The sequence below is a fragment of the Knoellia terrae genome, from assembly GCF_048606435.1.
GTDB lineage: Bacteria > Actinomycetota > Actinomycetes > Actinomycetales > Dermatophilaceae > Knoellia > Knoellia terrae.
The window spans coordinates 269,105-292,728 of the sequence record NZ_JBMBWH010000001.1 but is presented as its reverse complement, the minus strand read 5'-3'; the positions used below and the strand labels follow the sequence as shown (position 1 = coordinate 292,728).

Annotated in this window: 22 protein-coding genes; 9 read left to right on the top strand and 13 right to left on the bottom strand. The window is 70.5% G+C overall.

Annotation, left to right across the window (positions count from 1 at the left end):
- Nucleotides 1–77: 77 nt before the first annotated feature.
- From ACOJV9_RS01530 to ACOJV9_RS01500, 7 genes are all read left to right on the top strand, one after another.
- Nucleotides 78–1,088 (top strand): ABC transporter permease, encoded by a 1,011-nt coding sequence (locus tag ACOJV9_RS01530; RefSeq protein ID WP_420183409.1) that lies wholly within the window; start codon nucleotides 78–80, stop codon nucleotides 1,086–1,088.
- Nucleotides 1,089–1,093: 5 nt separating this feature from the next.
- Nucleotides 1,094–2,113 (top strand): ABC transporter permease, encoded by a 1,020-nt coding sequence (locus tag ACOJV9_RS01525; RefSeq protein ID WP_420183408.1) that lies wholly within the window; start codon nucleotides 1,094–1,096, stop codon nucleotides 2,111–2,113.
- Between the two features lie 7 nt (nucleotides 2,114–2,120).
- Complete coding sequence (locus ACOJV9_RS01520) at nucleotides 2,121–3,155, top strand: ABC transporter ATP-binding protein (protein WP_420183407.1); 1,035 nt, start codon at nucleotides 2,121–2,123, stop codon at nucleotides 3,153–3,155.
- The gene (locus ACOJV9_RS01515; RefSeq protein WP_420183406.1) at nucleotides 3,152–4,312 is read left to right on the top strand and encodes an ABC transporter ATP-binding protein; all 1,161 of its coding nucleotides are present in this window, start codon (nucleotides 3,152–3,154) and stop codon (nucleotides 4,310–4,312) included. Before ACOJV9_RS01520 ends, ACOJV9_RS01515 begins: the two co-directional genes overlap by 4 nt.
- A gap of 116 nt (nucleotides 4,313–4,428) precedes the next feature.
- Nucleotides 4,429–5,286 carry a trypsin-like serine protease gene (locus ACOJV9_RS01510; protein ID WP_420183405.1) on the top strand — a complete coding sequence of 286 codons (858 nt, stop codon included), beginning with the start codon at nucleotides 4,429–4,431 and terminating at the stop codon, nucleotides 5,284–5,286.
- 142 nt (nucleotides 5,287–5,428) lie between these two features.
- Entirely contained in the window at nucleotides 5,429–5,737 is a 309-nt protein-coding gene (locus tag ACOJV9_RS01505) for a 4a-hydroxytetrahydrobiopterin dehydratase (protein ID WP_420183404.1), read from the top strand.
- Complete coding sequence (locus tag ACOJV9_RS01500; protein WP_420183403.1) at nucleotides 5,730–6,452, top strand: VIT1/CCC1 transporter family protein; 723 nt, start codon at nucleotides 5,730–5,732, stop codon at nucleotides 6,450–6,452. The genes ACOJV9_RS01505 and ACOJV9_RS01500 overlap by 8 nt, the downstream gene beginning before the upstream one ends.
- 21 nt (nucleotides 6,453–6,473) lie before the next feature.
- On the opposite strand, the gene malQ is transcribed toward ACOJV9_RS01500, so the two are convergent.
- The 6 genes from malQ to ACOJV9_RS01470 all read right to left on the bottom strand — a co-directional run bounded on the left by malQ (nucleotide 6,474) and on the right by ACOJV9_RS01470 (nucleotide 13,470).
- A complete protein-coding gene (malQ, locus tag ACOJV9_RS01495) occupies nucleotides 6,474–8,606 on the bottom strand; it encodes a 4-alpha-glucanotransferase (RefSeq protein ID WP_420183402.1) in 2,133 nt (710 codons plus the stop codon).
- 93 nt (nucleotides 8,607–8,699) lie between these two features.
- Nucleotides 8,700–10,346: a monocarboxylate uptake permease MctP gene (mctP, locus tag ACOJV9_RS01490; RefSeq protein ID WP_420183401.1), complete on the bottom strand. Its 1,647-nt coding sequence runs from the start codon at nucleotides 10,344–10,346 to the stop codon at nucleotides 8,700–8,702.
- The gene (locus ACOJV9_RS01485) at nucleotides 10,343–10,726 is read right to left on the bottom strand and encodes a DUF3311 domain-containing protein (RefSeq protein ID WP_420183400.1); all 384 of its coding nucleotides are present in this window, start codon (nucleotides 10,724–10,726) and stop codon (nucleotides 10,343–10,345) included. The genes mctP and ACOJV9_RS01485 overlap by 4 nt, the downstream gene beginning before the upstream one ends.
- Nucleotides 10,727–10,940: 214 nt before the next feature.
- The gene (locus ACOJV9_RS01480; RefSeq protein ID WP_420183399.1) at nucleotides 10,941–12,116 is read right to left on the bottom strand and encodes a PP2C family protein-serine/threonine phosphatase; all 1,176 of its coding nucleotides are present in this window, start codon (nucleotides 12,114–12,116) and stop codon (nucleotides 10,941–10,943) included.
- Between the two features lies 1 nt (nucleotide 12,117).
- Nucleotides 12,118–12,927: an alpha/beta fold hydrolase gene (locus ACOJV9_RS01475; protein WP_420183398.1), complete on the bottom strand. Its 810-nt coding sequence runs from the start codon at nucleotides 12,925–12,927 to the stop codon at nucleotides 12,118–12,120.
- Nucleotides 12,928–13,023: 96 nt separating this feature from the next.
- Entirely contained in the window at nucleotides 13,024–13,470 is a 447-nt protein-coding gene (locus ACOJV9_RS01470) for a CHRD domain-containing protein (RefSeq protein WP_420183397.1), read from the bottom strand.
- A gap of 245 nt (nucleotides 13,471–13,715) precedes the next feature.
- Between ACOJV9_RS01470 and ACOJV9_RS01465 the strand changes: the two genes are divergently transcribed.
- Nucleotides 13,716–15,779 carry a TPM domain-containing protein gene (locus ACOJV9_RS01465; protein ID WP_420183396.1) on the top strand — a complete coding sequence of 688 codons (2,064 nt, stop codon included), beginning with the start codon at nucleotides 13,716–13,718 and terminating at the stop codon, nucleotides 15,777–15,779.
- 97 nt (nucleotides 15,780–15,876) lie between these two features.
- Complete coding sequence (locus ACOJV9_RS01460) at nucleotides 15,877–16,596, top strand: PspA/IM30 family protein (RefSeq protein WP_420183395.1); 720 nt, start codon at nucleotides 15,877–15,879, stop codon at nucleotides 16,594–16,596.
- Between the two features lie 7 nt (nucleotides 16,597–16,603).
- On the opposite strand, the gene ACOJV9_RS01455 is transcribed toward ACOJV9_RS01460, so the two are convergent.
- From ACOJV9_RS01455 to ACOJV9_RS01425, 7 genes are all read right to left on the bottom strand, one after another.
- A complete protein-coding gene (locus ACOJV9_RS01455) occupies nucleotides 16,604–16,936 on the bottom strand; it encodes a DUF6907 domain-containing protein (protein WP_420183394.1) in 333 nt (110 codons plus the stop codon).
- Nucleotides 16,937–17,042: 106 nt separating this feature from the next.
- Entirely contained in the window at nucleotides 17,043–19,397 is a 2,355-nt protein-coding gene (locus ACOJV9_RS01450) for a coiled-coil domain-containing protein (RefSeq protein ID WP_420183393.1), read from the bottom strand.
- Nucleotides 19,398–19,602: 205 nt separating this feature from the next.
- Nucleotides 19,603–20,271 (bottom strand): response regulator, encoded by a 669-nt coding sequence (locus ACOJV9_RS01445; RefSeq protein ID WP_420183392.1) that lies wholly within the window; start codon nucleotides 20,269–20,271, stop codon nucleotides 19,603–19,605.
- Nucleotides 20,268–21,704, bottom strand: coding sequence for a sensor histidine kinase (locus ACOJV9_RS01440; protein ID WP_420183391.1), 1,437 nt, complete (start codon nucleotides 21,702–21,704; stop codon nucleotides 20,268–20,270). Before ACOJV9_RS01440 ends, ACOJV9_RS01445 begins: the two co-directional genes overlap by 4 nt.
- A gap of 63 nt (nucleotides 21,705–21,767) precedes the next feature.
- Nucleotides 21,768–22,853, bottom strand: a complete 1,086-nt coding sequence (ychF, locus tag ACOJV9_RS01435; RefSeq protein WP_420183390.1) for a redox-regulated ATPase YchF — start codon at nucleotides 22,851–22,853, stop codon at nucleotides 21,768–21,770.
- 12 nt (nucleotides 22,854–22,865) lie between these two features.
- Nucleotides 22,866–23,090 carry a hypothetical protein gene (locus ACOJV9_RS01430; protein ID WP_420183389.1) on the bottom strand — a complete coding sequence of 75 codons (225 nt, stop codon included), beginning with the start codon at nucleotides 23,088–23,090 and terminating at the stop codon, nucleotides 22,866–22,868.
- On the bottom strand, nucleotides 23,087–23,581 hold the full coding sequence (locus ACOJV9_RS01425; protein WP_420183388.1) for an NUDIX domain-containing protein: 495 nt from the start codon (nucleotides 23,579–23,581) through the stop codon (nucleotides 23,087–23,089). The genes ACOJV9_RS01430 and ACOJV9_RS01425 overlap by 4 nt, the downstream gene beginning before the upstream one ends.
- Between the last annotated feature and the right edge of the window lie 43 nt (nucleotides 23,582–23,624).

Below are 23,624 nucleotides of genomic sequence, written 5' to 3'. Positions count from 1 at the left end.
CAACCGTTGACGAGGTGGCCGTCCCGGCGAAGGATTCGCCGGGGCGGCCACCGCCATGACCGAAGGAGGAGGATCGCGTGCTGAGGTTCATCGTCAGGCGCCTGGTACAGATGGTCGGCGTCCTCGTCGTGCTGTCGCTGTTGTTGTTCCTGTGGTTGCGCTCCCTGCCCGGCGGGACCGTCTCCGCGATCCTCGGCGAGCGGGCGACGCCGGCCACGCGCGCGGCGATGGAGAAGGCCTTCGGCCTCGACGAGCCCGTCTGGGTCCAGTACGGCAAGTTCGTGGGACGCGTGCTCCAGGGCGACTTCGGTCCCTCGACGAGCGTCCTGCCCGGGACCGACGCCCTCGACATCTTCCTGCAGCGCTTCCCGGCGACGATCGAGCTCAGCTTCTTCGCGATGCTCATCGCGGTCGCCCTCGGCATCCCGATGGGCTACCTCGCCGCCCGGCGCCGGGCCTCGTTCCTCGACAACGCGTCGGTGGTGTTCTCCCTCGTCGGCGTCGCGATCCCCGTCTTCTTCCTCGCCTTCCTGCTCAAGTACGTCTTCGCGATCAAGCTCGGCTGGCTGCCCGTGTCCGGCCGCCAGGACGGCAGTCTCGATGCCACCCGGGTCACCGGCTTCTTCGTCCTCGACGGCCTGCTCACCCGCGAGTTCGACGCGGCGTGGGACGCGCTCAAGCACCTGATCCTGCCGTCAGTGGCGCTGTCGAGCATCCCGTTCGCGGTGATCTTCCGCATCACCCGGGCCTCGGTCCTCGACGTGCTCGACGAGGACTACATCCGCACCGCCGAGTCCAAGGGCCTGACCAACCGGATCATCCGGGGCCGTCACGTCCTGCGCAACGCCATGCTGCCCGTGACGACGACGATCGGTCTGCAGATCGGTGCACTCCTGGGCGGCGCCGTCCTCACCGAGGCCGTCTTCTCGTGGGGTGGCATCGGCGAGGCTCTGGCGCTGTCCTTCAGCCGGCGTGACTACCCCGTGCTACAGGTCATCATCCTCGCCGCGGCCGCCGTCTATGTGCTCGTCAACCTGCTGGTCGACATCATGTATGCCGTGATCGACCCCCGAGTCCGGACGAGGTGACCGGGATGACCCCCTCCCCCCTGGATCCACGCCCCAGCGCGAAGAAGGACCGCATCGACGCGCTCGCCGCCTCCGCCGGTCGGCCGGCCGGCGGATCCGTGACGACCCCCGCGGACGTCCACGTCAGCGCGGCCGGCAAGGTCCGCGACACCGGTGGTGTCTCGCTCATCGCGAGTGCCTGGGCTCGGCTGCGCCGCAACCCGGTCTTCCTCCTCGGGGCCGGCATCACGCTCGTCTTCGTCGTGCTCGCCCTCGTGGCGCCCTGGATCGCCCCCTACGACGCCAGCAAGCGGATCCCGGAGCTGCTCGACGACCTCCGGCCCGGCCAGATCCCCGGCCCGCGCGACGGCTTCCCCCTCGGATCCGACGAGTTCGGCCGCGATCTGCTGTCCCGGCTGCTCGTCGGTGCCCGTCAGACGCTCATCGTGGGTGTCTTCGCCACGATCTTCGGGCTCATCGGTGGCCTCGTCCTCGGCACCCTCGCCGGAGCCTTCGGCGGCTGGATCGACTCGCTCGTGATGCGGGTCGTCGACGTCATGCTCTCGATCCCCTCCCTGCTGCTCGCGGTCTCGATCGCGGCGCTCGCCCCCAGGCCCTCGCAGTGGACGGTCATCGTCGCCATCGCCACCGTGCAGGTGCCGATCTTCGCCCGCCTGCTGCGTGGCTCCATGCTGGCCCAGCGCTCGAGCGACCACGTCCTGGCGGCCCGTGCGCTCGGGGTCAAGCCCAAGGCGATCATCTTCCGCCACATGCTGCCGAACTCTTTGGGGCCGGTCATCGTGCAGTCGACCCTCGTCCTCGCGACGTCGATCATCGACGCCGCCGGCCTCTCCTTCCTGGGTCTCGGCAACTCCGACGACCGCCAGCCGGAGTGGGGCCAGATGCTCGGCGAAGCCCAGCGGCTCATCCAGGACTACCCGCACCTCGCGTTCTACCCGGCGGCCTGCATCATCGTCGTCGCCCTGGGGTTCACCCTCATGGGCGAGTCCCTGCGCGAGGCCCTCGACCCCAAGAGCCGGAGGTGACCCGGAGATGACCACCACCAGCAGCACGTCACCCTCCACCCCCACGCACGGCAGGACCGGACCGTCCGAGCCCCTGCTCTCGGTGCGCGACCTGCGGGTGACGTTCCAGCGCCAGGGCCAGGAGCCGTTCGAGGCCGTCCAGGGCGTGAGCTTCGACGTCCGCCCCGGCCAGACCGTCGGCCTCGTCGGTGAGTCCGGCTGCGGCAAGTCCGTCACCTCGCTGGCGATCATGGGGCTGCTCCCCGAGCGGGGCAACCGCGTCGCCGGCAGCGTCATGTACGACGGGACCGACCTGCTCACGCTCTCGGACCAGCAGATGCGGGACAGGCGCGGCAAGGACATCGCCATGGTCTTCCAGGACCCGCTGTCCTCGCTCAACCCGGTCATCCCCATCGGCCTCCAGGTGACCGAGGTGCTCGAGCGCCACCGCGGCATGTCGCGCAGGGCGGCGACGCCCGTCGCCCGCGACCTGCTCGACCGCGTCGGCATCCCCGACCCGGACCGGCGTCTCACGGACTACCCCCACCAGCTCTCCGGGGGGATGCGCCAGCGGGCCCTCATCGCGATCGCCCTCGCCTGCCAGCCGCGGCTGCTCATCGCCGACGAGCCGACGACGGCGCTCGACGTGACGATCCAGGCGCAGATCCTCGCCCTGCTCAAGGAGCTCGTGCAGGACACCGGCACCGCCCTCGTCATGATCACCCACGACCTCGGCGTCGTCGCCGGGCTCTGCGACGAGGTCAACGTCCTCTACGGAGGCCGGATCGTCGAGCGGGGCGAGCGTCACGAGCTGTTCGCCCAGCCGCGCCACCCCTACACGCACGGCCTGCTGGCCTCGATCCCCCGGCTCGACGCCCCGCGGGGCCAACGGTTGCAGCCGATCCCCGGCTCGGTGTCCGACAACCTGCCCTGGACGAGCGCCTGTGCGTTCGCTCCGCGCTGCCCGAACCAGATCGACGTGTGCACCCGGGTCATGCCCGAGCTCGTCCCCCACGAGGGCCGACCGCTGCGCTGCCACAACCCCGTGGAGGAGTCCCGATGAGTCAGCAGACCGTGACCGAGACCAGAGGAGCAGCCGAGCCGGACGGCGACGTCCTCATCGAGGCGCGCGGCGTCAAGGTCCACTTCCCCATCAAGCGGGGCGTGATCTTCGACAAGACGATCGGCCACGTCTACGCGGTCGACGGCGTCGACCTGAAGATCCGACGAGGTGAGACCTACGGCCTCGTCGGCGAGTCCGGCTGCGGCAAGTCGACGCTCGGCCGGGCCATCCTCAAGCTCGAGCCGCCCACCGACGGGTCGGTGATCTTCGACGGGGTCGACATCGCCACCCTCAAGGGCGAGGAGCTGCGCCGCAAGCGCCAGGACATCCAGATGGTCTTCCAGGACCCGCTGTCGAGCCTGGACCCGCGCCAGTCGGTGGAGTCGCTCCTCTTCGAGGGTATGAAGGCGCACGGCATCGTCAAGAACGCCAGACAGGCACGCCCCCGGCTGGTCGAGCTCCTCGAGGCGGTCGGCCTGCCCGAGGCGGCGCTGGCGAAGTACCCGCACGAGTTCTCCGGTGGCCAGCGCCAGCGCATCGGGATCGCCCGGGCCCTGTCGGTCAACCCCAAGCTCATCGTCGCCGACGAGCCCGTCTCCGCCCTCGACGTCTCGGTGCAGGCCCAGGTCATCAACCTCCTCGAGGACCTCCAGGAGGAGTTCGGGCTGACCTACCTCGTCGTCGCCCACGACCTCGCCGTCGTCCGGCACATCAGTGACCGCATCGGTGTCATGTATCTCGGCGCCCTCGTCGAGGAGGCCGAGGCGGACGACCTGTACGCCGCCCCGCTGCACCCCTACACCCGGGCCCTCATGTCGGCCGTCCCCGTCCCCGACCCGGTCATCGAGGACCGCCGCGAGCAGATCCTGCTCACCGGGGACCTGCCCTCACCGTCCAACCCGCCGACCGGGTGCCGCTTCCACACCCGCTGCCCGTGGCGCCAGGAGACGCGCTGCGACACCGAGCGCCCGGTGCTGCGCGTGCCCGAGATCCCGGGCGTCAACGCGAGCCAGCGCGTCGCGTGCCACTGGACCGAGCAGATCGCCTCGGGCGAGATCAGCGCGCACGAGGTCAAGGGCTCCGTCACCGACGCACGCGAGCACGACACCGGCCCCGACACCCTCATGGGACCCGCGTCGATCTCGGAAGCGCTCTGATCCTGTCGATTCCCGCCCCAACGGGGGAACCGGGCGGTAGCGTCCGCGAGGTCGGGCACGGTCCGGCACCTGCATCCCCCACCCCTGCCAGATCTCGACCCGACCCTGGAGGTCACATGAGCATCCGACGCATCGCTGCTGCCGGAGCCCTCGCTGCCGGACTCGTCGCGGGTTCCGCCCTCGCGGCCCACGCCATCACCGGTGGCCAGCCCGATGGTGAGGGTCACCCCAACGTGGCCCTCATCGCCTACTACGACGCGGACGGCCGCTTCCGCTGCACCGCGAGCCTCGTCACCCCGACCGTGCTCGTGACGGCCGCCCACTGCACCGAGGGCACCGTGGGCAAGACGGCCATCACCTTCGAGACCAAGATCGCCGACGCTCCCCCGTCGCCGCTCCCGGTCGCCAAGGACGTGGCCGCGGGCTACACGGCCGCCGAGCTCAACGCCGCGGGCTACCTCTCGGGCACGGCGCACACCCACCCGAAGTACTCGGGCTTCACCGACCTCAAGAACTGGAACGACGTGGGCGTCATCGTCCTCGACGAGCCGATCACGAACATCGCGCCGGTCAAGGTCGCGCCGTCCGGTTACCTCAACCAGTTCACGCCGAGCATCCTCAACCAGACGCTCTTCACGTCGGTGGGCTACGGCACCGAGGTCCGGCAGGCCGAGAGCGGCCCGCGCAAGCCCACGCCGCAGTCCTACCCGCTCCTGCGTCGGGTCACGGAGGAGAAGGGCCAGAAGCTCATGCCGCAGATCCTCCAGGTCAACGGCAACGAGAACGACCCCTTCGGCGGTGGCGGCACCTGCTTCGGCGACTCGGGCGGCCCGACGTTCAAGGGTGGCTACCAGGTCACCGTGACGAGCTACGGCTACACGTCCAACTGCCGATACCTCGGTGGTCTCCAGCGGATCGACATCCCGGTCGTCCAGGACTGGCTCGCCACGTTCGGCGTCGAGGCTGCTGCCTGACACGGTCCCGCTCCACACGTGAGGCCGGTTCCGCAGTGCGGAGCCGGCCTCACGGCATACGCCCGGCGTATGCCGTGCCGCGGGCTTCCGGGTAGGCCCACCTTGCTGGACGGGCGCCACGGACGCAGGACAGGCTGGGGGCATGAGCCGCAAGCTGACTGACGAGGAGGTCGAGCGCCAGCTCGCCGACCTCCCGCTGTGGACCCGCGAGGGTGACGCCATCGTCGCGACGATCGAGGCCCCGGACTTCCCGGCCGCCATCCGCATCGTCTCGGAGGCGGCCGAGGTCGCCGAGGAGATGAACCACCATCCCGACATCGACATCCGGTGGCGCACGACGTCGTGGCTGCTCACGACGCACGACCAGGGCGGCCTGACCCAGCTCGACATCGAACAGGCCCACCGCATCACCGAGATCGCGCGACGCCACGGGGTTCCCGTCGGTGGCTGACGAGCGGCAGGTTCTCGAGGAGCACGACGAGCCGCACGACCAGGACTTCGGCGAGCGGCTCAACTGGCTGCGCGCCGGCGTCCTCGGGGCCGGCGACGGCATCGTGTCGACCGCGGGCATCGTGATCGGTGTCGCGGCCGCGACGACCGAGCGCTCGACCATCCTCACCGCCGGGCTCGCCGGACTCGTCGCCGGAGCCATGAGCATGGCGGTCGGTGAGTACGTCTCGGTGAGCACGCAGCGCGACGCCGAGGTGGCCCTCATCGCCAAGGAGACGCGGGAGCTGCGCGAGGAGCCGGAGGCCGAGCTCAGCGAGCTGGCCGATCTCTACGCGCAGAAGGGTCTCTCCGAGGAGCTCGCCCACGAGGTCGCCGTCCAGCTCACCGCGCACGACGCCCTCGGTGCCCACCTGGACGCCGAGCTCGGCATCGACCGGAACGCCCTGACCAAGCCGTGGCACGCGGCATACGCCTCGTTCGTCGCCTTCACCGTGGGCGCCCTGGTGCCGCTGGTCGCGATCCTGCTCGTCGGCGTGAGCGCCCGGGTGCCGGTCACCGTGGTCGCGGTGGTTCTCGCCCTGCTCGTCACCGGGTCGCTGAGCGCCCGCCTGGGCGGCGCGCCCGCCGGTCCGGCGCTGCGCCGCAACGTTCTCGGCGGTGTCCTCGCGATGGCCGTCACCTACGGCATCGGCGCCGCGGTGGGCACGCAGATCTGAGCCGCCTGCTCCTCCCCGTGGTCAGTGACCGGAGGCGGAGCGGAAGAGGACCTCGGCCAGCTCGGCCCTCGTCACGTCCTCGAGGGAGACCAGGGCACCGTCCGGGCCGGTGAGCGGCAGCCGCCAGTTGGGGTACTCGTCGTCGGTGCCCGGCTGGTTGATCGCACGACGGTCACCGACGACGTCCGCGAGCGAGATCGCCCGCAGCGCGCTCGGCGTCCGCCCGAGCCAGCGGTGCATCGCCTCCATCACCGAGGGGATGCCGGCTCCGGGCTCGAGCCAGCCGCGGTCCACCAGCGCGTCACGCATCGTCGCGATGGACTCCTCCTCCACCGCGCGCTCCTCCTCGACCGGCCGGGTGAGCAGGCCGAGCCGCTCCCGGATGTCGACGTGCTCCAGCGCGAGGAAGCCTGCGGTGGGCGGCAGGTCGTGCGTCGTCACGGACGAGAGACAGAGCTCGCGGTAGCTCTCCGGCGGGGTGGGGGCACCGTCGGTGGTCTCGAACCACATGATGCTCGTGCCGAGGACGCCGCGCTCGTGCAGGTAGTCGCGGGCGTTCGCCGGCACGACGCCGAGATCCTCGCCGATGACGACGGCACCGGCACGCTGCGCCTCGAGGCAGAGGATGCCGATGAGCGCCTCGTGGTCGTAGGTGACGTAGGTGCCGTCGGCCGGCGTGAGGCCCTGCGGGATCCACCAGAGCCGGAAGAGCCCGATGACGTGGTCGACGCGCACCCCGCCGGAGTCGCGCAGGACGGTCCGCACCATGTCGCGGAAGGGCGCGTAGCCCAGCTCCGCGAGGCGCTCCGGGTGCCACGGCGGCTGCGACCAGTTCTGGCCGAGCTGGTTGAACTGGTCGGGCGGCGCTCCCACGGTGACGCCCAGCGCGAGAGCGTCCGCCAGTCCCCACGAGTCCGCGCCTCGCGGGCTCACACCCACCGCCAGGTCGTGGATGACACCGAGTGACATGCCCGCGGCCCGGGCCTCGCGCTGGACCTCGCCCAGCTGCCGGTCGAGCAGCCACTGCAGCCACATGTGGAAGCGGACGAGGTCCTGCTCGCTGCGGGTGAACTCGGCGACGGCTGGCCCGGTCGGGTCGTGGTACTCGCTCGGCCACTGTGACCACGGCAGCCCGTGGCGCTCCGCCAGCGCACACCACGTCGCGAAGGTCGTCAGGCCGTCGCCCTCGCGCTCACGGAACCGCTCGAAGTCCCGGGCCCGCCGGCCCTCGAGGCCGACGGCGTGGATGAGGGCGAGCGCCTCGCGCTTGGCGGCCCAGGCCGCGTCGCGGTCGATGGTGTCGGTGACGTTGAGGGCGCGAGCTGTCGCGGCGAGCTCGTCGAGACGCGCCCTCCCGGCGGCGTCGACCCGCACGACCTCGGGGATGTCCTCGACGTGCAGGTAGATCGGGTTGACGAAGCGCCGCGTCGACGGGAGGTAGGGCGAGGCCTCCATCGGCGCGACCGGCTCGGCGGCGTGGAAGGGGTTGACGAGGACGAACTCGGCCCCGAGGTCGGTGCCGGCCCACGAGGCGAGGTCGCCGAGGTCCGCGAGGTCGCCGATCCCCCACGACGCGGCCGAGCGCACCTGGTAGACCTGTGTCATCAGCCCGGTGACCCCGCCGTGCCGCAGCGACTCGGGCAGCTCGAGGCGAGCCGGCGTGACGACGAGGGTCGACACCTCGGTGCCCGGTGCCACGGGGGCCGTGTCGAGCTCGGCGACGATGCGGTGCCAGCCCGTCGGGAGGTCACCGGGGAGCTCGAACGTCGCCTCGCCGATCTCGCGGCCGTCGACGGTGCGCGGGTGCACCCACCGCTCGACCTGGGGCACGTTGCGGGTGCCGCCGTCCTCGAGCTCGACCGTCAGCCGGACCGAACCCCCGTGCGGCACGTGCGCCCGGATCCACGGCGTCCAGCCCTCACGGCACACGACGGTGGCAGGGAGGGTGCGGCGCCAGGGCTGGTCGGACGCGTCGACGAGCGAGCGCTCCACCGCCTCGGGCGTGCTCGCGTCGACGCCCAGAGCACCGAGGACGGCACGCAGCGTCTCCTCGGTGATGACCGTGTGGACCCCCTTCCAGTCCTGGAAGTCGGTGGCGACACCGTGGGCGCGGGCGAGCTCGAGGAGTGCAGGAGAGGGCGGGACCGGAGGCATGGCCCCATCCTGCCCGTCCCACGCGTCCGGACCGGCGAAGGGCGCCACCGCCGGTGCGGTGACGCCCTTCGGCCGGACCCGGGTCCGGTCAGGTCAGGGACTGGCCGTGGTCTCGTGGATCCCCACGTCGAGCTTCTCGACGCGCGGGTCCCCGGCGTCGGCGAAGTAGTCGCCCTTGATGGTCTCGTCATGGCCCTTCGACACCTTGGCGGCGTTGAGGGCCAGGCTGAGGAGCCCGGCGACGACGAGGTTGAGGACGAACGCCGTCAGGGCGATGTAGCCCATCTGCGCGATCCCCGGGATGTTGGCGAGCGAGCCGCCGAAGTGGGCGCCCGTGACCGGGTTGACGACGTTGTAGGCCGCGTACGTGCCGTAGACCATGCCGACCGCCCAGCCGGCGAGCAGCGCCCAGCGGTGGAGCCACCGGGTGTAGAGGCCGAACACGATCGCCGGGAACGTCTGGAGGATCCAGATGCCACCGAGGAGCTGGAAGTTGATCGCGTTCTGCTTGTCGAGCAGGAGCACGAAGACGAGCGCGAAGGCCTTGACCACGAGCGAGGCCAGCTTGGAGACCTTGGCCTCCTGCTGCGGCGTGGCGTCGGGCTTGAGGAACTCCTTGTAGATGTTGCGGGTGAACGTGTTGGCCGCCGCGATCGACATGATCGCCGCGGGCACGAGGGCGCCGATGGCGATGGCGGCGAAGGCGACGCCGGCGAACCAACCCGGGAACATGTCCTCGAACAGCTGCGGGATGACGAGCTGAGGGTTGGGCTTGCCGTCGAGGCCGATCGGCTTGGTTCCCGCCGCGATGGCCACCCAACCGAGCAGCGCGAGGAGGCCGAGCACGAACGAGTACGCCGGCAGGATCGCCGCGTTGCGACGGATCGTGTTGCGGCTGCTCGACGAGAGGGTCGCCGTGATCGAGTGCGGGTACATGAACAGCGCGAGCGCCGAACCGAGGCCGAGCGTGGCGTAGGCCCACATCTGCGTGCTGCCGGGGATGAAGGCCCCGGTCGGCTTCTGCGTCGCGGGGTTGGTCGTCGCCATCTTCTCCTCGGCCGCACCGAAGATCGCGTCCCAGCCGCCGACCTTTGTCGGCAGGTAGACGATCGCGACGATGATGACGAGGTAGATCAGGGTGTCCTTGACGAACGCGATGACCGCGGGCGCCCGCAGGCCGCTGCTGTAGGTGTACGCGGCCAGCAGCGCGAACGCGATGAACAGCGGGGCGTCCTTCGCGATGATGTTGTCGCCCCCGCCAAGCCCGACGACCTCGAGGACGGCCTGAATGCCGACGAGCTGCAGGGCGATGTAGGGCATCGTCGCGAGGAACCCGGTGACGGCGACCGCCAGCGAGAGGTGGCGGCTTCCGTAGCGCCCCTTGACGAAGTCGGCCGGGGTGACGTAGCCGTGCCGGTGGCTGACCGACCACAGCCGCGCCATGAAGACGAAGATGATCGGGTAGAGCACGATCGTGTAGGGCACGGCGAAGAAGCCCGCGACCGCGCCCGTCGCGAACATCGCGGCCGGGACCGCGACGAACGTGTATGCCGTGTAGAGGTCGCCTCCGAGGAGGAACCAGGTGATCCACGTGCCGAACGAGCGACCACCGAGGCCCCACTCGTCAAGGGACTCCATGCTCGTGGGCCGACGCCAGCGCGTGGCCATGAAGCCCATGATCGTCACCGCACCGAAGAGGACGACGAGAATGATCAGGGCGGTCCAGTTGATGCCGCTCATCGCCGGCCTCCATCTGCGTCGAAGGGCTGGCCGTCGTGCAGGTCGGTGTCGGTCGGGTCGCCGATCGCCCCCCGCTCGTGGCGGCCGTGGTGGCCGAACTTGCGGTGCGGACGGCGCTGCGCCTCACCCATCGGGCGGTGCGGGCGCGCCTTGAGGACGAGCTTGTACGCCGTCCACGTCATCGCCGAGCACAGGAACACCCAGAGGAACTGGTACCAGATGAAGAACGGGAAGCCCCACAGCTTGGGCTCCACCTTGCTGTAGGAGCTCACCCACATCAGCGCGACGATCGGGATGAGCAGCAGGACCCCGGCCGCAGCGAGCAGCCCCTTGTTGGCCGGTGGGACCGTGTCGTGGTCGACGACCTCGTGTTCGTCCACGAGAACACCCTCTTTCGTCTCAAGCGGGCGCCGATGCGCGCACCGGGGAGAAACCTAGGCCGAGAACGTGGCCCACGCCACACCCAGCGGCACCTCATTTCTCCGCGCCTCCCCCACCCGCCCCCACTTTCCCGCCCGAAGTGGGTTCCGCTCACTGCGCAAGGGTTCCTCAGTGCTGCGGAGTGAGCGCTTCCCTTGCGCAGTCACCGCGAGGTCAGTCGTGCCGAACCGCCACGACCGCGATGTCGTCGCTCGGATCCCCGGACTGGAACCGGAGCACCTCGTCGAGCAGCGAGTCGACGAGGACCGACGGCTCGTGCGAGTCCTGGGTCGCGGCCCAGGACAGGAACTGGCCCTCCCCGAAGTACGAGTCGTCCTTGCGGGCCTCGGTGACCCCGTCGGTGTAGAGGAGCAGGATGTCTCCGGGCCGCAGGTCCACCTGCTGCTCCCGGAACACGACGTCCGGCAGCAGTCCCAGCGCCGGTCCGCGGGCGTCGAGCATCCTCGGCGCGCACCCCGGCCGCAGGAGCATCGGTGCGGGGTGTCCGCCGACCGCCACGCTCGTCCGCCAGCCGTCGTCGACACGTCGCAGGCTGACGACCACGAGGGTGCAGAACTTGTCGGTCTCGTGCTGGTCGATGACCCGGTCGACGCCGTGGAGGACCTCGGGCAGCCCCTGCCCGAGCACCGTCAGCGCCCGGACCGTGTGGCGGGCGATCGACGTGACGACGGCGGCCTCGACCCCTTTGCCGCTGACGTCGCCGAGGGCGACGACCCAGACGTCGGGGCCCGCCGGGAAGACGTCGTAGAAGTCGCCTCCGACCACGGTCCCGTCGCCGGCGGGGCGGTAGCCCGTCGCGATCGCGAGCCCCGGCACCTCGGGCGCCGTCGGGGGGATGAAGCTCTGCTGGAGGGTGTGGGTCAGCGCCTCTGCCCGCAGCTCTGCCTCGCGAGCGGCATCGCGTGCCCCCACCAGCTCGCGCTCGTAGGACCGCCGCTCGGTGGCGTCGAAGATCGCCATGCGGACGAGGTCGGCAGAGCTGTCCGGCGCCTGGGCCCACGAGGCGTTGAGCAGGACCGGCAGCCGGCTGCCGTCATGCCGGAGCATGTCGGCCGCGATCTCCCTGACGAAGCCCTGCATGCGCAGCATCGGGCCGAAGTGCGTCTCGTGGTAGATCCGGCTCCCCGGCGACAGCAGCTCGGGGAAGCGGCGGCCGAGCAGGTCGCCGGCCTCCCGGCCGAGCCACGTGCACAGGGTCGCGTTGACCTTGACGATCCTGCCGTCACCGGAGGTGGAGACGTACCCGCAAGGGGCCTGCTCGTAGAGCAGTGCCGGATCGTCGTCGAGCAGGGCCTCCCGGAAGGCCTGTGCGGCCTGCTCCGCCGACACGCTAGGCCGCATCCCGTCGACGCAGGAAGCCGTGGATGGCGGCGATGGTCTCCTCGGGCGCGCTGAGGTTCGGACAGTGCCCGGTCGCCTCCATCCGGACGAGCGTGGCGTCGGGGACGGCGTCGGCCAGGTAGACCCCGACGGCGTCGGGCGCGATGACGTCGTCCGTGCACTGCAGCACGAGGGTGGGGACGGGGATCCGTGGCAGGTCCTGGCGGTTGTCCGACAGGAAGGTCGCCGTCGCGAACTGTCGGGCGATGTCGGGGTCCATTCGGCAGAAGCTCGCGGTGAGCTCGGCGCCGAGCTCCGCGCGGTCCGGGTTGCCGACGATGACCGGTGCCATGGTCGAGGACCAGCCGAGGTAGTTCGACGCCAGGGACTCGAGCAGCTCGTCGATGTCCTCACGGGTGAAGCCACCGGTGTAGCCGTCTTCGTCGATGTAGCGGGGTGAGGGACCGACCATGACGAGGTTGCTGAAGCGCTGCGGCGCCTCGATGACGGCCAGCGCACCGATCATCGCCGAGACCGAGTGACCCACGAACACGACGTCGTGCAGGTCGAGCGCCTCGATGATCTCCAGCACGTCGCCGGCATAGCCCCGCAGGTCGGCATACTTCTTCGGGTCGTAACCGGCGGGGTCGGAGCCGCCGGCACCGACGTGGTCGAACGTGATGACGCGGTGGTCCTCGGTGAACGCCGGTGCCACGTGGCGCCACATGGTCTGGTCACAGCCGAACCCGTGGGCGAACAGGATGGGCTGCCCGTCAGCCGCCCCGGACGTCACCACATGGTGGCGGGCGAGTGGGTCCATGGGATCCAACTCTATCCGCGGTATGGGTCTCGGCATCCACCTTGTGCAACCTCGGCCCGCGTCCGTGCCTCCGTCGTGGTGGGCCCGGAGGCGTCGTCAGCCGAGCTGTCCGCGCACTGCTCCAGCCGGGAACTCCACGTTGTGCACGTTGACGTAGAACGCACCCGGGTCGCGGATCAGCTCGAGGGCCAGCTCCCGTGACACCTCGGCACAGCCGCTCGACGTGCCGGACGTCGGAGCGGCCAGCGGGACGACGACGGGCCCCGGGTCCTCCACCGGGGCGCGGTGGATGTGGGCGGCCGTCGCCGGGGCGATGTCCTCGACCGTGAGGACGTAGCAGACCTCCTCCTGACCGGGGTTGACGGTGAACATCGCGGTGCCGGACCCGTCGGGGTCACCGGGGCCGGGGCGTTCGGCTGCTCCGGTCATCTCGACGGAGATCGGCCGACCGCCATCAGCGGCGGTCGCGCCGGGCACGACGAGCAGGCTGGCGACTCCGGCCGCAGCGGCTGAGAGGGCGAGCATGGTGCGGTGGACGGACATGGTGCCTCCTGAGGAAGGACGGCCTGCGAAAGCGGCCGTCTCTCACCGTAGACCTGGTCGTTCGGGTGCGCCAGACCCGCGTCGCGGGCCGAGCGACGCGTACGGTGCGGAGCCGGCATACCTGCTTGTGCGCTGCACACATCGGGGCCCGCGCCAGCGACCAATTAGCCCAAGGGTGCCCGGTAGGGTCGGCAATGCGGGGGTCCTGCCCCTTCGGTCTCACACGGCAGATCCAGGAGGTGCGGGTGCCCCAGAGCAGACGACCGGTGTGGCCGGCCCGTGCTGCGCTCGTAGCGGGCGTGCTCGCCCTGTCGGTCCCGGTGGCCGTCGATGGCGCGCAGGCAGCAGCGCCGGCGGGGGTGGTGGCTAGGGCCGTGCAGGCCCCACGGGATGCCCCCTTCGACGTCCCCGACCAGCTCACCGACCGTGCGGGAGTGCTCGGCAGTGACCTCACCGCGCTGCGGGCCGAGCTCGAGCAGCTGCGGTCCGACGACGTGGTCCAGGTGTTCTTCGTCTACGTGGACAGCTTTGACGACCTCGACGGGGAGCGCTGGGCCGAGCAGACCTACTCCGTGTCCGGGATGGGGGGTGAGGACGTTCTGGTGGCTGTCGCGACGCAGGACCGGCGGTACGGCACCTGGACGACGAGCGAGTCCGGCATCTCCCCCGGGGAGGACAGCCAGGTCCGCGCCCGCTACATCGAGCCCGCCCTGGCCGACAACGACTGGAGCGGTGCCGTCCGCGCGGCGGCCGAGGGCTACGGCCGTGCGGCGCGAGGGGACAACGAACTCGACTCCGACCCGGGTTCCGAGTCCGGCACGACCGGGGACGGCGGCGGGTCCGGCCTGCCCTGGGGACTGCTGCTCCTGCCGGTCGGAGGGGTCGTGGCGTACGGCCTCGTCCGCCGTGCCTCCTCGCGGCGCGGCGCCACCCAGGGCGGTGCCGGAGGTCCCGCGGGCGGCGGCGCACCCCCGGTTCCGACCGAGGAGCTCAGGCGGCGTGCAGCCTCTTCCCTCGTCGACGTCGACGACGCCATCCGCTCCTCGACGGAGGAGCTGTCCTACGCCCAGGCGCAGTTCGGGGTGCAGTCGACCCAGACCTTCTCGGCTGCGCTGGAGGAGGCCCGGCGCAACGCCGCGGAGGCGTTCCGGCTCCAGCGCGAGCTCGACGACGCGGAGTCGATGGACCGCGTCGACGAGGCCGGGAGCCGCTCGTACCTAGAGCGCATCATCGCCCTCGCGTCGGCGGCCGACAGCAGCCTTGACGCGCAGGAGGCGGAGTTCGCCCGCCTGCGTGACCTGGAGGCGCGCGTTCCGGAGTTCCTGGCCGAGCTGAAGGGCCGCGCCGCGGAGGTGCGGCGCCGACTGCCGGTCGCCGAGCAGGAGCTCGCCGGACTGGCGACGCAGTACCCCGCCGAGTCCCTGCGCACCGTCAGGGGGAACGTCGAGCAGGCCGAACAGCTCCTGTCCTCGGCCGAGGCGTTCATCAGCACCGGCCTCGAGCACGTCACGGCCGGCGACCGTCCTGCCGCCGTCGCTGCCGGACGGGCCTCGGAGGAGGCGGTCGGCCAGGCCGACACGCTGCTCACGTCCGTGAGCCGGGCGAGGACGGACCTCGCCGGCGCGGTGGAGCGGATCGACGCGTCCCTGAGGTCGATCTCGTCCGACATCGCCGACGCTGAGCGGCTGGGTGCCGACGACCAGTTCACCCGCACGGCCGTTGAGGCGGCACGTGCCGCGGTCGCCCAAAGTGTGGCCGCTCGGGACACCGGAGACCCGCTGGCGGCGATCCGGTCACTGACCCGCGCCGAGCAGGACCTCGACAACGCCCTGGCCCGCTACCGGGAGGCGGAGACCCACAAGGTGCGGGCGAGCCAGCTGCTCGAGGTGCGGCTGCGCGAGGTGGGAGCCCGGTTGGCCAGCATCGACCAGTACATCGCGAGCCGTCGAGGCGCGGTCCGCGCCAGCGCCCGGACAGGGATCGCCACCGCCCTCAGCCTTCACCGCCAGGCCGCCGAGATGGTGGCGGACCCCCAGCAGGCAACCCCGCTGCTCGACCAGGCGGAGGCCGAGGGCGAGCGCGCCCTGGCCCAGGCCGGGGACGACCTCGACTCCTGGGGTGGCCACCAAGGGACCGTCGCCGGTCCTCGAGGGCTCGACCCGACGTCGCTCATCCTCGGCGGCATCCTCAGCGGTGGCTTCGGCAACCGCGGAGGGGGCTGGGGCGGGTCCGGGGGCGGGTTCGGTGGGGGCGGATTCGGAGGGGGCGGTCTCGGAGGGGGCGGGTTCGGAGGAGGTGGTCGCTTCTGAGCGACGCACCGCACACGGGCCGTGCGCCCGCTGCACGAATGTCCTGGCACACCGCATTTCTCCGCACCACTGACGAACGACAACGGGAGGCACGACCATGACCCAGAAGACGAGCATCCTCGGCCGCATCAGCCAGCTGGCGAAGGCCAACATCAACTCCATCCTCGACAGGGCCGAGGACCCCGAGAAGATGTTGAACCAGCTGGTCACCGACTTCACCAACTCCATCGCCGACGCGGAGGAGGCCGTGGCCACGACCATCGCCAACACCCGGATGGCCGAGGAGGACCTGCGGATCGACCGCGAGGCCGCCCAGGAGTGGGGCCGCAAGGCCGCCGCTGCCTCCGCGAAGGCCGACGAGCTCCGCACGTCCGGCGACACCGCGGGCGCGGACAAGTTCGACGGGCTCGCCAAGGTCGCGCTGACCCGGCAGCTGGGCTACGAGCGGGAGGTGACCGAGGCCGAGCCGCGGATCGCCCAGCAGAACGCCACGGTGGACCAGCTCAAGGCCGGACTCACCGTGATGCGCACCAAGCTCGAGGACCTCAAGAACCGTCGGTCCCAGCTCGTCGCGCGCTCGCGCGCCGCCGAGGCGCAGTCGCAGGTGCAGGAGTCGTTGAGCGCCATCGACGTCATGGACCCGACCAGCGAGCTCTCCCGCTTCGAGGACCGGATTCGCTCGCAGGAGGCCATGGTGCAGGGACGCGCCGAAGCGCAGGCCACGACGCTCGAGGACCAGTTCGCCGAGCTGGACGACTCGGGCGACGACGCGGAGGTCGAGGCCCGGCTCGCCGCCCTCAAGAACAGCTCCGCCTGAGCCGGACCTACGGCATGGCCTCCCGGGCGATGCTCAAGTGAGGCGGTGGAACAGCCTGGTCGACCGCGGCGAGAAGCGCGCCCCAGAGCGCTCTCGCCTCGGCCAAGGTGTACTCGTGTGCGCCGATGAGGACATAGGGACCGTCCGCGGTGCCCGTGTCGGGATCGACGGACATGACGACCACAGCCCGTATGCCGTCCGCCACCAGGAGTGGTTCACCGGTGTGGACCCAGTTCTCCTCCCCAAGGTGGACACCATGACGGCTGACGCACCAAGTGGGGCAAGAGGATGTGGATGCGGAGGGGTGACCTGCCGCGGTGCGGTGCTCTGTCGCGGACACCGGATCCTCCTCTGGCTCACGCTTTCACGTGCGGGAATGGCCGGAGGGCCCGAGGTGTCCGCCTCGGGCCCTCCGGATCGTCCGTCTTTGTGACGTCCTGGGCTGATCAGGCGACGCAGCCGCCCAGGGTGATTGTCGCGTCGATCGCCTTGATCTTGTTCTGCACGTCACCCAGCTGAGCCTGGAGGTAGGTCACGGTGTTCTTCTGCGTGGCGATAGCGTCCTTGTTCTGCTTCTTGGTGGCTTCGAGGGCGGTGAGCGTCGTCTTGGCGGCGGTCACCTTGCCGTCAAGCGTGGTGAGCTCGGCCTGGAGGCCCTTGAGCGCCGTCTCCTGCGCGGTGATCTCACCGTTCAGCCTGTTGAGCTGCTCGAGCAGCGGGTTGACCCTGGCCTGCAGGGCGAGAATCTCGGTCTCCTTGGTGGTGATTCCACCGTTGAGGATGCCGAGGTCGGCAACTAGCTTGTCCATGTCCTGGCTGAGCTGGGTGAGCTCAGCGTGCTTGGCCGCGAGCGCGGCGTTCGCGTCGGCGACGGCCTTCTCCAGTGCGGGCAGTTCTGCCTGCAGGCCCTCGATCAGCTCCTTCTGATCGGTGACAGCTTGGTTGGCGGCGGCCAAGGCGGTGTCGGCGTCGTTGCGCTTGTCCTTCAGGCCCGCAAGGACGAGCTTCTGGGCGTCGATGTCGGCCTGCGCCTCCTTGACGCCCTCGGTCAGACGGGGCAACGCAGCCTCGAGGTCGGCGACGACCTGCTCCTGGGCGGTGACCGCGGCCGCGGCCGTCTTGGCAGCGTCCTGGAGCGCCGGCAGCTGACCATTGAGCCTCTCCAGCTCGCTCTGCTGCGCCTTGACCGCCGCGTCCGCGTCGGCCACGGCCGTCCTGAGCGCAGGCAGCTGACTGGTCAGGGTGAAGATGTCACCCTGCTTCGTCGTCACCGCCGTGTTCGCCGCGGTGAGCGTGGCCTGCAGGGGGGCCGCCTGCTGCTGCAGCGCGGCGCTCTCGAGCTTCTTCTTCGCCAGCTCCGCGTTGAGCCCGTTGATGTCAGACTGCAGCTTGGTGAGGTCCCCGTTCAGCCCGGAGATGGCCGAGTTCTTGTCGGTGATCTGGGCGTTCACCGTGTTGAGCTGGGCCTCCAGCAGCGCACGGTCCACCTCGAGCTTCTTGACCTGGCCGGGGGCCTTCTCGTCCAGGATCTTCTGGTTCACAACGACAATCTCGTCCTGCAGCCTGGTCTTCTCGGCCTCCAGCGCCTTCAGCTCGTCCTGCGCCTTCTTGATCTCGCCCTGCTTCGCCGTGATCGCCGTGTTCTTGACGGCGACCTGCTTCTCGAGGGCGGTGATCTCACCGGCCACCCTCTCCGTTGCGAGGGAGTTGTCAGCGACGGCGTCGGCGGCCTTCTTCGCGTCGGCCTGCAGGACCAGGAGGTCGCGCCCAGCCTGAGCGATGGCCTCGTCCTTCGCGGCGAGGTCGTCGGCGGCCTCCTTGGCGACGCCCTGCAGCGCGGTCAGCTCCTGCTGCGCTGCGAGGATCTCCCCGTTCTTCACGATCACGACGTCGGCGGCAGCGTCGGAGGTGACCTGCAGCTCGTCGAGCGTCTCGTTGGCGGCATTGACCCTTGCCTTCTGGGCGTCCAGCTCAGCCTGCGCCGCGGTCCCCAGACCCTCCAGGCGCTGCAGCTCGGCCTCGGCGTCCCTGACCGCCTGCGCGGCGGCATTGGCGGCGGTGAGGGCGTCTTCTGCGACGCCCTCGAGCGTCACCAGCTGACCCTGGGCCTCGCTGATCGCCGTGTTCTTGGCGGCCAGGTCGCGGGAGGCCTGCAGGGCAGCCGCCTCGAGAGTCTCGAGCTGCACGTTGGCCGCGTCGATGTCCACCTGCTTGTCGTCCACCAACTTCTGGACAGCATCGGCCCGATCCTGCAGCTCCGCCTGCGCAGCCCTCGTGGCCGCGAGCTGCTCCTGCAGCGGCGTCAGCAGCGCCGCCACTCCGTCACGCGACTCGACGAGACCGGCCAAGGCCTGCTCACCGTCGGCGATGGCAGTGACCGTGTCGTCGTACTGCTGGGTCGCGTCCGCGAGGGCGTCGGTCGCGGCCTGGACCTGCGCGTCGAGCGCCAGCTCCAGCTGCGTCAGCCGCTCGATCTCGGCATTCGCGGTGTCGATCTGCGTTTTCAGGGTGTTCGCCTGCGTGGTGAGCGTCGCCTTCTCGGCCTGCAGCTGGGTGATGACCGCGGCGTTCTTCCGCGCGGCCGCCTTCAGCAGGTTCTCCTGCACGGTGCCGCGGTGCGAGAACTGGTTGACCACGCCGTTGCAGATCCCACCAGTGGTGGTGGTGGTGCTCGCGGCCGCCGGAGCGGTGAAGGCCAGCGCACCGAACGCGGCCGAGACGACCAGCGCGGCGAGCGTCCGGCTCGGCCCGCGCTTCCCCTCGACACCCGATCCGACGTTGGCAACCCGTGAAGACGACATGTGGATTCTCTCCCGATTAACTTGGGCAGGACCTGGTCGGCTGCCCCTCGTCACCAACCGTAGGAAGGGTTGACAGGTGCTCGTGACCGTTTGAGTGTTCAAAGACCTGAACGCAGCCCGATGTTCAGACCTTTGAACGCTCCGTGGCGACGAAAACCCCGCCCAGACGCCCCGCAGGGCCGCACGGCATACGAAAAGGGTGGCGTCAGTCCTCGTGCGCGGAGCTGTCCGCACCCGCACTCAGCAGGCGCAGCGCGCTCTCCCGGTCCTTCACCCTGAGCTTGCGCAGCACCGTCGAGACGTGGACACGCACGGTGGTGGGCGAGACGAACAGCCGCTTGGCGACGTCGTCGGTGGACAGTCCCTGGCCGAGCATCTCCATGACCTCCCACTCGCGGGCGCTCAGCTTGTCGGCGGCCGCGGACTTGCGGAGGAACTTGCGGCGCGACGGGCCACGGAACTCCTGCATGATGCGCATGACGAGGGCCGGCGACATCGCCGCCTCTCCTCGCAGTACTCCGCGAAGGGTCTCGGGCAACGTCTCAGGGTCGGCTCCCTTGAGCAGGTAGCCCGCGGCACCGGCCCGAAGCGCGTCGAAAAGGTCGTCGTCCTCGGTCGACTGGGTGAGCATGACGACGGCGGTGTCCGGCAGGCTGCGGCTGATCTGCTGCGCGGCGCTGATGCCGTTGCCGGGCATGTGGATGTCGAGGAGGGCGACGTCCGGCCGGTGCTCACGTGCCAGGGCGACCGCATCCTCGGCGCTGGCCCCCTCGGCGCAGACCTCGCACCCCCCGGCCTCGAGCGCTCGACGGACCTGGTCCCGCATCCGGGCGTTGTCGTCGGCGATCACCAGTCGGACCGGCTTCCCTGTCACCACGTGACCGTCACCGTGCTCCCGCTGCCACGCTCGGAGGCGATGTCCAGCGACCCGGGAAGGCTGAGAGCGCGGTCGCGCATGCTGACGAGGCCGTAGCCGGCGTTGTCCGCCCGGGCGCGGTCGGGGTCGAACCCCTGCCCGTCGTCCTGGACGACGAGGCAGCGCCGGTTGTCACCCTGCGCCAGCCTCACCTGGATCCGGGGGGCCTTCCCGTGGCGCACGGCGTTGGACACCGCCTCGCGCGTGATGCGCATGAGGGCGTGCTGCTGGTGGGCCTGCACGTTGATCGAGTCGTCGACGTCCACCTCGAGGTTCACCTGGTAGCGCTCGGCCATCTCCCGCGCCGCTCGGTGGAGCACGAAGCCCAGCGGTTCGTCCGTCGGTCGCCCCAACGCCTGAACTGCGGCCCGTGCCTCGTCCAGCCCGCGGTCGCAGGCGGCGATGATCCGGTCCCCCGCAGGCAGGTCGGCGGGGAGGCCATGGCTCTCGGCGCGGATGTAGGCCAGCTCCTGGATGACCCCGTCGTGCAGCTCGCGGGCCAGACGGCGGCGGTCCTCGAGCACCGCGGCGCGTGACTGCGCCGTCCAGTACTGCCGAAGCTCACGGCCTGCGCCGACGAGCAGCAGGAGGTAGCACCCGGTACGCAGGAAGTCACCGGTGTAGAGCCAGTCGGTGTAGAGCGACGGGAAGAGGAGGTAGCTCACCCGCGCGAACGCGGCCAGGGCGAACGCCGGTCCCAGCCAGCGGAGCAGCTCGTCCTCGCGGCGAGCGGACTGCGACGCGAAGGCGATCGAGGCGACGAAGAAGCACAGCGCGGCGAGCCCCTGCGCGACGAGCAGGACGGGATGGCCCGTGAGCAGTGGAGGGGCGCTGGCGTTCGTGACGGAAGCCAGGTCGAAGGCCACCGGCAGGTCGGACCGGGCGAGCCAAAGCCCTGACCACACCACGATGATGAGCAGCAGCGGCAGCAGCCACGCGTGGGTCTGGGCGAACACCCCCCGGATCGGGCGGTCACCGGAGAGCGCAGCCACCAGGATGCAGAGGGCGCCGGCGAGCCTGACCGTGACGGGCAGCCAGATGTCGAGGGTTCCGGCTGGCACGTCGGGGATGCGCCCCACCAGGGACGTCAGGCCGATGCTCGCAAAAGCGAGCAGGACGAGCCCCTGGGCGAGGAAGCGGTCCTGCCAGCGGCCGCGCCGGACGAAGCGTCCATGCACGAGGTAGGCCACCAACAGGGCGATGCAGGCATCGGCGGTGTCGAGGACAAGGTGCAACGAGGGGCTGCGGAACCCGTAGTTCACGTACGGGCTCCACAGGATCAGCGCCGTGACGAGCACACCGACCAACCACCCCGCGGTGGTCGCAGGCACTCCCGCGAGCGCCGGCCACCTGCGCGCGCCGGATGCGTCGAACACCCCGGCCCGGACCATGCCGCGATCCTATGAAGGGGAGCGGGCCCCCCGTGGGCAGTTGAAGAATCTGCCTCGGAGCGCCTACACGTTGAAGCGGAACTCCACGACGTCGCCGTCCTGCATGACGTACTCCTTGCCCTCCATGCGCACCTTGCCCGCCGCCTTGGCCGCCGCCATCGAGCCGGCCGCGTCGAGGTCGGTGAACGACACGATCTCGGCCTTGATGAAGCCCCGCTGGAAGTCGGTGTGGATGACGCCGGCAGCCTGGGGGGCGGTCCAGCCCCGGCCGATGGTCCACGCCCGCGACTCCTTCGGCCCGGCCGTGAGGTAGGTCTGCAGCCCGAGCGTGTGGAACCCGGTGCGCGCCAGCTGGTCGAGCCCCGACTCGGTCGCACCGAAGCCCTCGAGCATCTCCTGGGCGTCCTCGGGCGACATGTCCATGAGGTCCATCTCGAGCTTGGCGTTGAGGAAGACCGCGTCCGCGGGCGCGACGAGCTCGCGCAACGAGGACTGCAGCGCGTCGTCGGTGAGCTGGTCCTCGTCGAGGTTGAACACGTAGATGAACGGCTTGGTCGTCAGCAGCCCCAGCGCACGCGCCTCGCCGAGGTCGACACCGGCAGCCGGCCCGCCGGCATACAGGGTCGTCCCCTCCTCGAGGACCTTCTGCGCCGCGAGGGCGTTGTCCAGCAGGGGCTTGGACTCCTTCTTGATCCGCGCCTCCTTCTCGAGGCGCACGACGGCCTTCTCGAGGGTCTGCAGGTCGGCGAGGACCAGCTCGGTGTGGATCGTCTCGATGTCGGACTCGGGCGAGACCTTGCCGTCGACGTGGACGACATCGCCGTCCTCGAAGGCGCGCACGACCTGGCAGATCGCGTCTGCCTCACGGATGTTGGCGAGGAACTTGTTGCCCAAACCCTCGCCCTCGGACGCACCCCGGACGATCCCGGCGATGTCGACGAACGACACCGTGGCCGGCAGGATCTTCTCGGACCCGTGGATCTCGGCCAGGCGAGCCAGCCGGTCGTCCGGCAGCGGCACGACACCGACGTTCGGCTCGATGGTCGCGAACGGGTAGTTCGCGGCGAGGACGTTGTTCTTGGTCAGGGCGTTGAACATCGTCGACTTGCCGACGTTGGGGAGCCCGACGATTCCGATGGTGAGTGCCACGGGGACAGGAGTCTAGTCGCGCTCGCGGGTCGCCCTCGCCACGCGACGGACGGCCCACGTCGCCGCAGCGCCGATGGCGACGCCCACAGCGGCGAAGAGTGCATGGTTCGTCGCCGCCCGGCCGTCGCCCTGGCTCAGTGCGTAGGCCACGGCGGCGAGGCTGACGAACACCCAGACGAGGACGAGGGCGGCCAGCAGCATCGCGGCCAGGAGACCGGCGAAGCGACCAGCCGTCACCCCATCCCTCCGGGCACGTCGCTGTTCTCCAGGTATGCCGCCTGCTCGCCTCCGAGCACCCGCTCCAACATCCGCCCGTTGTAGGGCGCCACGTGCGCGGCGACGTCCTCCGGTGCGACCCAGTGGACGGCCTTGAGCTCGCGCTTGAGCAGCGTGAGGTCGTCGGTGAACGAGCGCGGCACCGTCCCGAGGTCGTAGAGGAAGAGCACCGCGTCGTCCCAGCCCCGCCACGGCGGCAGCCAGTTCACGGTGATGAGGGAGTCGATGCCCACGCTGACCCCGAGCTCCTCGCTGATCTCGCGCACGACGCAGGCCGCCGGCGACTCCTTGGGGTCGACCACCCCGCCGGGCAGGTCCCACTCGGCCTTGTAGGTGAGCTCGCACAGCAGGACCTCGCCGTCCTCGTTGCGAAGCAGGCCCTGGGCGATGTTGCGCTTGCGCGGCAGGCGGTCGTTGAGGACGTGGATGAACGATCGCCCGCTGTCAGCCATGTCCCGAGGCTAACCTCCCGCTCTCTGTCGGTCCCCGCTGGCA

What these genes read in the sequence shown, in the direction of transcription:
- ACOJV9_RS01525 (WP_420183408.1), top strand. Translation starts at nt 1,094, where the DNA reads ATGACCCCCTCCCCCCTGGATCCACGCCCCAGCGCGAAGAAGGACCGC.
- ACOJV9_RS01520 (WP_420183407.1), top strand. Translation starts at nt 2,121, where the DNA reads ATGACCACCACCAGCAGCACGTCACCCTCCACCCCCACGCACGGCAGG.
- ACOJV9_RS01515 (WP_420183406.1), top strand. Translation starts at nt 3,152, where the DNA reads ATGAGTCAGCAGACCGTGACCGAGACCAGAGGAGCAGCCGAGCCGGAC.
- ACOJV9_RS01510 (WP_420183405.1), top strand. Translation starts at nt 4,429, where the DNA reads ATGAGCATCCGACGCATCGCTGCTGCCGGAGCCCTCGCTGCCGGACTC.
- ACOJV9_RS01505 (WP_420183404.1), top strand. Translation starts at nt 5,429, where the DNA reads ATGAGCCGCAAGCTGACTGACGAGGAGGTCGAGCGCCAGCTCGCCGAC.
- malQ (WP_420183402.1), bottom strand. Translation starts at nt 8,606, where the DNA reads ATGCCTCCGGTCCCGCCCTCTCCTGCACTCCTCGAGCTCGCCCGCGCC.
- mctP (WP_420183401.1), bottom strand. Translation starts at nt 10,346, where the DNA reads ATGAGCGGCATCAACTGGACCGCCCTGATCATTCTCGTCGTCCTCTTC.
- ACOJV9_RS01475 (WP_420183398.1), bottom strand. Translation starts at nt 12,927, where the DNA reads ATGGACCCACTCGCCCGCCACCATGTGGTGACGTCCGGGGCGGCTGAC.
- ACOJV9_RS01470 (WP_420183397.1), bottom strand. Translation starts at nt 13,470, where the DNA reads ATGTCCGTCCACCGCACCATGCTCGCCCTCTCAGCCGCTGCGGCCGGA.
- ACOJV9_RS01460 (WP_420183395.1), top strand. Translation starts at nt 15,877, where the DNA reads ATGACCCAGAAGACGAGCATCCTCGGCCGCATCAGCCAGCTGGCGAAG.
- ACOJV9_RS01450 (WP_420183393.1), bottom strand. Translation starts at nt 19,397, where the DNA reads ATGTCGTCTTCACGGGTTGCCAACGTCGGATCGGGTGTCGAGGGGAAG.
- ACOJV9_RS01440 (WP_420183391.1), bottom strand. Translation starts at nt 21,704, where the DNA reads ATGGTCCGGGCCGGGGTGTTCGACGCATCCGGCGCGCGCAGGTGGCCG.
- ACOJV9_RS01425 (WP_420183388.1), bottom strand. Translation starts at nt 23,581, where the DNA reads ATGGCTGACAGCGGGCGATCGTTCATCCACGTCCTCAACGACCGCCTG.